At 42.4% G+C, this 8,853-nt stretch carries 1 protein-coding gene; it reads left to right on the top strand.

Annotated elements, in window-relative coordinates; translation table 11 throughout:
• The first annotated feature begins 733 nt into the window (after nucleotides 1-733).
• Nucleotides 734-8,437 carry a non-ribosomal peptide synthetase gene (locus KBY57_RS14105; RefSeq protein WP_254996537.1) on the top strand — a complete coding sequence of 2,568 codons (7,704 nt, stop codon included), beginning with the start codon at nucleotides 734-736 and terminating at the stop codon, nucleotides 8,435-8,437.
• Nucleotides 8,438-8,853 lie beyond the last annotated feature (416 nt).

Raw genomic sequence — 8,853 nt, 5'->3', positions numbered from 1 at the left:
ATAACCTTGATCAAGAAGTGGGCGAAATAATTCCCATGGAATTGAATCGGAGAGGCGCTTAAGAACAGGCCTCTTATCCTTGAGCTTTGCGACTCGTTGCTGTTCGTCCCAAAAGCCTCTCTGTCCCACCTTTGCCTGCAAAATTTTTGCTCGATTATAATCAACAAATCCCGAAGATCAAGTGCCCTGGCAATTTTTCGAGGTACCCTCAAGACGTACTCGGGAAATGATCCATTCGCAAGCAAAGGAGGCGCGGAGGTTACCCTGCCATAAGTCAGTTTGCAACCTTTGAGTACCCACGAAAACTTTATACAACAAAGAGTCAGGATAAAATCACGAACAACAGTGAAGACCTAGATGGTGTGATAAAACAATGTATACATATCACCACTTAATGGATACCACTCCTGGAGATGCTTGGGATTTGAGGAGATCCGAGTGCAATGAGGAAGCGGATGCTAGTGGAATACCTGTCAGAGGTAGTGCATAGTAAGGGGCACCAACCGCTTCTGGAGAACAACAGAGGCGCAGGCCGCTCCACGCGGCGAAAGAGGCTACAGGCTGGCCGCAGACTCCACTCGTTGCACATGGAGCACTGAGAGAAGCGTAGCGTACGTTGCAGGAGCGCAAGCGAAACAGCTCTGTGAGGCATTGCTAGCAACTTTTGTCACATTTGGAGATTGGTCAAGGGAGCTTGACAAGGTATAGTGGGGAAGAATTAGGTCAACGTAATATGTCGGCATTTGTCGGAAGCGATTCAATGAAGTATCCACTGACACCACTGCAAGAAGGCATGCTTCTCCACTCGGTCAGCGAGCCGGGTGTTGGGATGTATTTCAACCAAGTTGTATACAACATGGAAGACATAGATATAGAAGCCATGCGGGCAGCATGGCAGGCTTTACTTGATAGATATGAAATACTCAGAAGTTCTTTTCACTGGGAGAATAGTAAAACCCCTTATCAACGAGTTGAGAGCGAAGTAATCGTTCCGTTTCATATTGAAGACTGGTCGCATCTCGAACGCGTAGAAAGCCAGAAAAAGCTAAGAGAGTATTTAGGCACGGAGAAACAAAATGGTTTTGATTTTACGGTAGCACCACTAATCAAAGTAACGCTCGCTAAGATTACAAGCAATGAGTGGCTGTATATCTTCAGCCACCACCACCTAATACTAGATGGGTGGTCAAAGAATGAGATAAATAGTGAGCTAAGAAAATATTACGAGGCGTCCAAGAAGGGTGGTAGTATCTCACTTCCAAGTCCTATTCAGTTTCGAAACTATTTAGAGTACTTGCAAAAAAGAGATCGCGCGACTGATCAAGACTTCTGGCAAACCTACCTAAGTTCGGTACATGAAACAAGGAGGCTTCCAGGAGAACGCAGTGGTAAGGCATGGAAGCAGTATCGGATAAGTTTTGGCGAGTGGAGTCTACAACTGACATCAGAGAAAAAGGAGGCAGTCTTGCTTGCTGCTAGGGAATGCCGTGTAACTTTAAATTCGTTAGTTATAGGAGCATGGGGCATACTAATGTCACGGTATGCAGAACAGAACGATATAATCTTTGGGATGCTTGTTTCAGGAAGGCCGAATGATATGCCTGGTATTGAGAAAATGGTCGGAATGTTCTTGAATGCAATCCCCGTGAGAGTTAAGATTAACAATGATCAGACATTTCGTGAATGGATACAGCTCATCCAAAGGGATCAGTCTTCCCTTCGAATGCATGAACATACCCCGCTAAGAGATATACAAGAGTTCTGCGGGCTTTCGACTGGTAAGCCACTCTACGAATGCATCGTAGTGAATACAAACACGGTTGCTATACCACAATCTATTGATGAGACATCACCGAGAAAATCAGGGGTAAACAGAGCATTCGCCTCTAACGTTCAACAGAACGTCCCACTGCATCTAGATCTAGAAACAGTAGGAGAAAATCTTACGTTCAAGATGACATATGATGCTAGGAGATTCTCACAGGAATCTATCGTGAGAGTAATGGAGCATTACTCTATACTGTTAGAACACATAATACAGGGGCTGGACACAAAACTTGGTGACATTTCGATGTTGTCGCAAAAAGAACGACACATTGTAACAACGTCTTGGAATCAAACAGAAATTATTTTACCTGACGAAATACGCGGACTGCATAACCTATTTGAGCGAACAGCCGAGAGGTATCCGCAAAGAATAGCAGCTGCATACGGTGATCAGACAATCAGATATAGTGACCTGGATAAAGAATCAAGTAAAGTTGCTCTGTCATTAATAAGGCTTGGACTAGTCGGGACGATTGTAGGAATTTCAATCAGAAGATCTATAGATGCTGCTATAGGAATTCTTGGAATTCTGAGGGCCGGCTGCGCCTACGTACCTCTTGATCCAATGTACCCAGAAAACAGATTAAGCTATATGATCGAAGACTCTGGAGCATCAACAATACTTGTAAACGATAGCAGCAGATCTTTTGGGGACACTATTAAGGTACTAGAGATTAAAGACTTGATTGCCAATGCCGATGAAGGCTCTGCTAGTTTATTAGCAGCAAATGTTAATAGAGAAAGCTTAGCGTACATATTGTACACATCTGGATCTACGGGCTTGCCTAAGGGAATAGGAGTTCCTCATAGAGTTCCAATCAATCGATTACTAACAGAGCCGATACCAGTTGGAAATGATGAAAGCTTCTGCGCAAAGACATCATTGTCATTTGTGGATTCTATATGGGAGATGTTCTCGGCTTGGATGCACGGATCCAAGGTAACATTCATACCGGAAGAAGTTGTACCCGATATCGAGAATTTTATTGGTGCTATAGAAGCTAGCATGGCTACCAGACTTGTATTAGTACCCTCATTATTAAGAGCTATACTCTACTCAGGCATTGATCTAAGCGAGAGGTTGGGCTGCATAAAGCACTGGATAAGCAGCGGCGAGAAACTACAAGAAGATCTGTCTACTGAATTTTCAAAGAGGTTCCCAAAGGCTACGCTAATTAACATATATGGAACATCTGAAATATGGGATGCAACTGCATACATATCAACTGCAGGCTCGGTTATGAGCGGTGAAATCCCTGTCGGAAAACCTATGGGAAATGTTCAGTGCTTTATTGTCGACGAGTCTATGCAGCCTATGCCTATAGGAATAAATGGTAAGTTGATGGTTGGTGGAATGGGAGTAGCAGATTGTTATTGGGGAAGAGAAGAACTCACAAAAGAAAAGTTTGTCACCAATCCGTTTGGGGGTGGTAATCTTTATAAGACTGGCGATATTGCAAGATGGCTTCCAGATGGAACAATTGAGCTGGTAGGGAGGGAGGATACACAGATCAAGATCAGAGGTTTTAGAATTGAAATTGAGGAAATTGAAAATACTCTACGTACGAATAAAAACATATTAGATGCAGCAGTTTGGGTCTCCGAGGGGGATTCCTTAAGTGCTGGATTAGTTTGTCCTGATGTCATCCCGGAAGCGAGTGAACTCCATATATTTGCGCAAAGATTTCTGCCAGACTATATGGTTCCACGTATATGGTATTTGATAGATTCGATACCAAAAGGCCCTAATGGTAAGGTTGATAGACAGAGCCTTAGAAGCTGCGCTGGGAATAACATAATAAAACAGTCTGCTGAACCTGATGGCAGCATTTCAGAAGCTAAGGTTTCTGAATATCAACAGATGGTACGCGATGCCTGGTCTCAGATTTTAGGTCTTAAGCTTAATCTCAATGATAATGTTTTTCATAATGGCGCACATTCACTAACAGCTACAAAAGCAGCTATTGCTATCGGAAAAAAACTAGAGATTAAGATCCCGCTTAAAGTCATATTCGAAAATCCGACAGCCTTAGCGCTCGCATCTTGGTTAGAAGAATATGGCGATAAACTGGTTGGTGCCAAGGAAATGCCAACTATACTTAAGAAAACTAGGGGAAAGGAAGAGCCACTTTCATATAACCAAAAGAGGTTGTGGTTCTTAGACCAACTCAACCCATCAAGTATCGCATATACTGTACCAAATAGATTTACACTCCAAGGTAGCGTAGATGCCCATGCACTTGAAGAAACACTTAAGCTATTGATTTCTAGACATGAAATTTTAAGGACGACATTTGCTGCCAAGGAAGGCATACCGTATCAGGTTATTCATGACCAGATTGACTTTAATCTTGAGTTTGAAGACATATCCTATTACACTGGAAGAGATCTGACGATTAAGGTTGAAGAAAAAGCATCAGAATTTATACGTAGGCCATGGTCTCTTGCAGAAGGACCGCTTATTAGGGCCAAGCTGATTAAGTCTAACCAAGAAAAGTGCACTGTTCTACTTGCGATGCATCATATTATTACCGACGGGCACTCAATGGGTTTGATTGCTAATGAAATCGAGAAAGGATATACAGCCTTCTGTCAAAAGAAGGTGCCAGTACTACCTGCCGTTGATCTACAGTTTGCAGATTTCTCTAGATGGGAAGCTGAATGGCTTCAGGGACAGATATCCAGTAAACACATTGACTATTGGAAAAATAGACTTGAGGATATTTCTGATTTAAGTCTACCGTTAGATTTTTCGAGGCCAAAGGCTGATCAGAACCATGTTGCAACAGTTGAACTAGAACTAGGGCTTGATGTAAAGAAGAGGCTGGAAGTACTTGCCATGGAAACCGAGTCAACAGAGTTTATGGTATTGCTGACTGGTTTTCAGGTGTTCCTCGCTCTTGTATCAGGTCAAGATGAGATCTATGTAGGAACTCCCGTATCTAATAGAGACAGGCCAGAAATACAAAGGACTCTAGGATTCTTTGTAAATACCATCGTTCATGGGCTCAAGCTGAACAGAAACGAAACATTCAAAGAGACTCTTAAACGAGTTAGGCGAGGTGTTGTGAACGACTTGGAATATTCATCAGTGCCGTACGACCTGATAGTGGACGAACTAAAACCTGTGCGAGAGGCTAATAAGAACCCATTGTTTCAGGTTATGTATGTACATCAGAAAGTTTCAAGCGGTCTTACCTTGGGCTCCATGGAGATATCACAGGAGTCAAGAAAAGATGTCTCTGACTTTGATTTACTTCTATCAACATCATCTTCAGCCGAGAAACTAGTATGTACATTACAATACAGGACGAGTCTCTTTCGTGCCGAAACATTAGTTCTATTTAAGCGCATCCTTGAACAAGTATTGATTGAGATGGCTTTCTCAAGTGAGAGTACCATTGCTGAAGCTGATTTTACGGATCAAACTGAAAAAGAAATGATCCTGCAATGGGGGCAACCTAAGCCAATCTCGACGAAGGCTATTCATGTATGTGACTGGGTTGAAAGTGGTGCGCAAGCCTACCCAGAAAGAATTGCCTGCGAAGATGATAATAAGTCAATTACGTATGCTGACCTTGACTGTCTGTGTGAATCGTTCTCGCAATACTTGCTCAATAAATACAATAATGAAGAAACTGTCACCGGAGTCTGCGTTTCAAAGTCTGTCGATGTGCTTGTAGCCCTCTTTGGCACACTTAAGGCGGGTAAGACTGTTATGGCAATAGATCCTGAATATCCAGATGAACGCATAAAGCTAATGCTGGAAGAAGCTTCATGCAGCACGATTGTTGTCGATGAAGAGACAAGGCTACGCCTGCTTGCCCTTGATACGTCGTTAAATCTGATCTCAGTTAATGAGATGCATGGCTTTATTGCTGGTGACAATGCCATGATGGCGCCAAAGCCTTCAATTGCTCCGATCGCGTATGTAAGCTTTACTTCCGGCACTACAGGACGACCTAAGGGTGTACTCATAGATCACAAGAATATTATTGCAACAGTTGAAGCTCAGGTTGAGAATTTTGATATCCACCCAGATTCACGAGTTCTCCAGGTTCTCTCTATTGGTTTTGACGCAGGACTAGCAGAGATATTCAGATCTATATCAGCAGGAGCCACACTTGTACTAGCAAATAGGAATGATCTCTTGGCTGGACCAGGCTTCATCAAACTATTAAGGGACAAAAGAATATCAGTTGCAGCTATACCGCCTGTAATGCTAGGTGCATTACCTGAAACATCACCCGATGAACTGCCTGAGCTAAAGACGGTAATTACTGGTGGTGAAGCATGTCCGATTCATGTAGCACGCCGTTGGGCTAGTAACCGATCATTAGTGCTTGGCTATGGAACAACCGAAACTGCCAATGGATCCCTGTTTACTAAGTCGTGGGATTTAGAAAAAAAGCCACCCTTAGGTAAACCTTTGCCAAATACTTCTGTTTATGTACTTAATGAAAAGAAGCGTATATGTGCAGTTGGCATGCCAGGTTATATTTATATTGGAGGTCTAGGGGTATCGAGGGGGTATATGAACAAACCCGAGCTGACTTCTGAGGTCTTTATTACAGATCCATTCAGTTCTGATCCGACTTCACGAATGTATTCCACAGGGGATAGAGGGCGGTGGTTACGTGATGGCACAGTTGAGTTTTTGGGGCGTCAGGATTCTCAGGTTAAGATTCGCGGACACAGGATTGAATTAGGTGAAATTATCGAGACAATTCAACAGCATCCTTCAGTTGATGACTGCATCATAATTCAACAAAAAGACTCTAACATTCAGCGACTTTTTGCGTATGTTACTGGAAATAAACTTAAAAGTAGTGATGCCAATAAAGAACTTAGAAACTTTCTTAAGTCCAAACTTCCTGATTACATGGTTCCTGCAACCTTTATATGTCTGAAGAAGATCCCGGTTACGTCCAGCGGCAAGGTTGATTATAAAAGCCTTCCAAAGCCAACTCTAAGCTTATTGGCAGATGATTCATCGTACGTAGCCCCTTCATCTGATGTTGAAATCAAAATTGCTTCTATCTGGTGCAAGGTACTAGGGTTAGAACGGGTTAGCCGTGATGCAAATTTCTTCGAGCTCGGAGGAGACTCTATTTTGAGTGTCCAGGTAGTTGCACAGGCAACTTCTTCAGGTATTCCAATTACGGTTAAAGATATTTTTGATTATCAGACTGTTGCTCTACTGGCTGAGTCGTCGATAAATTCAACACTTGTTGATATTGATCAGAGTCCCGTGGTTGGTCCAGTTAAATTTACTCCTATACAACAATGGCACTTATCTAACTCAGGGGCTGTATATTCTGATTATTCGCACTCAATGATTGTTCCACTTAATACTTCGTGGATTAGTGGTGATATTGTCCCTAATGCCATCACTTCGCTATGGGATCATCATGATGCATTAAGAGCGAGCTATGAAATTGACACCACGGGAGTGTGGCATCAACGAATACAGTCTTTAGGCAAAGGCCCTAGCATAATAAAGCATGATATCTCATCCCTAGGTTTAGTCGAACAATCCGATTATATTACTAGCACCATAAAAGAAGCCGCAAGCAAACTTGATATTACGTCCTCTCAGATATCAGTGGTGTTAATCTTCCAGCGAAGATCGCAAACATCATTCGCTGCCATATTGATTCACCACCTTGTAACCGATATTGTATCCTGGAAAGTAATCATTGAAGATTTCCAGTATTGCTTACGCTGTTTCTCGAATCAGCAAGTTCCTCAGCTTCCGAAAAAGACTACTTCTTATGGGGACTGGGCCGATTTATTAGATCTATACTCAAGATCTCAAGGTATACAAGATGAAGTGAGTTTTTGGACATCTACGGCAAGATCATCGGTTAACTCTCTGCCGATAGAAAATAATGTAAGTTCTGATCTAAACTCGGACTCCAAAACCTATGAACTAAAACTTGGCAAACAACATACCAAAGCACTTCTCGCCTCTGTCTCATTGAGTGAATCATGTACTGTACAATTGGCATTACTGACTGCTATCGGTTCAGCTTTCTATGAATGGTCAGGAAATCCCCAAATCTTAATAGATGTAGAAGGTCACGGCCGAGAGGAAGCCATTTTCAGTGATATCAACCTCTCCAGAACAGTTGGATGGTTTACTAGTTTTTATCCTCTGCTGCTTCAATTCAGTAGCTCATTTGATGACATTAGTGGGCATCTAAATGATGTAACTGAGGCTCTCAATACTATTCCCAATAAGGGTCTTGGTTATGGAGTAATCAAGTACTTATTCCCTGACGATGATGTTCGAATGCAAATTAAGAACATGCCTCAATCGCAAATTGCTTTTAATTATATTGGCATAAATAGCTCTAAGAAACCGGAGCGGGCTCCATCAAATGATGATTTGTCAAGCCTTAACATTGGCCAGATTTGGCATCATCAGAGCCCGGCTAAGAATCGTCTTCACACATTTGAGATACTAGCAGCTATCGCAGGAGATGAACTAATTCTGCGCCTAAGCTACAATAAAAATCAATATTCGGATGCTACCGTAGCGACTATCTGTTCATTGTTTGAAGCACATCTATTACGGTTAGTGGGGTCCTTGAGTAATGGCATATAGGCTAGTTGCCTACCAGTCTTCATGTGCATTACCAACTTCCTCCTCTAGGCAAGCCAACTATAATTTCTATAGCACTCTTTAAGAGGTTATACTCATGTTGAACTCCCTCGATTGGGAAACGGCCAAGACCATCGGTATCGGACATTGGATTACTAGAAACATTCCTCTTGTTATCCGGAATATTTCCGATAACTTTAATCCAGCTAAAGGGTACCTCGAAAAATTGCCAGGGCACTTGATCTTCGGGATTTGTTGATTATAATCGAGCAAGAATTTTGCAGGCAAAGGAGGGACAGAGAGGCTTTTGGGACGAACAGCAACGAGTCGCAAAGCTCAAGGATAAGAGGCCTGTTCTTAAGCGCCTCTCCGATTCAATTCCATGGGAATTATTTCGCCCACTTCTTGATCAAGGTTAT

This window comes from Cyanobium sp. Aljojuca 7D2 (genome assembly GCF_024346415.1).
Lineage (GTDB): Bacteria > Cyanobacteriota > Cyanobacteriia > PCC-6307 > Cyanobiaceae > Cyanobium_A.
Note: the sequence above shows the minus strand (reverse complement) of the source record. Positions and strands in the feature narration are given on the sequence as shown.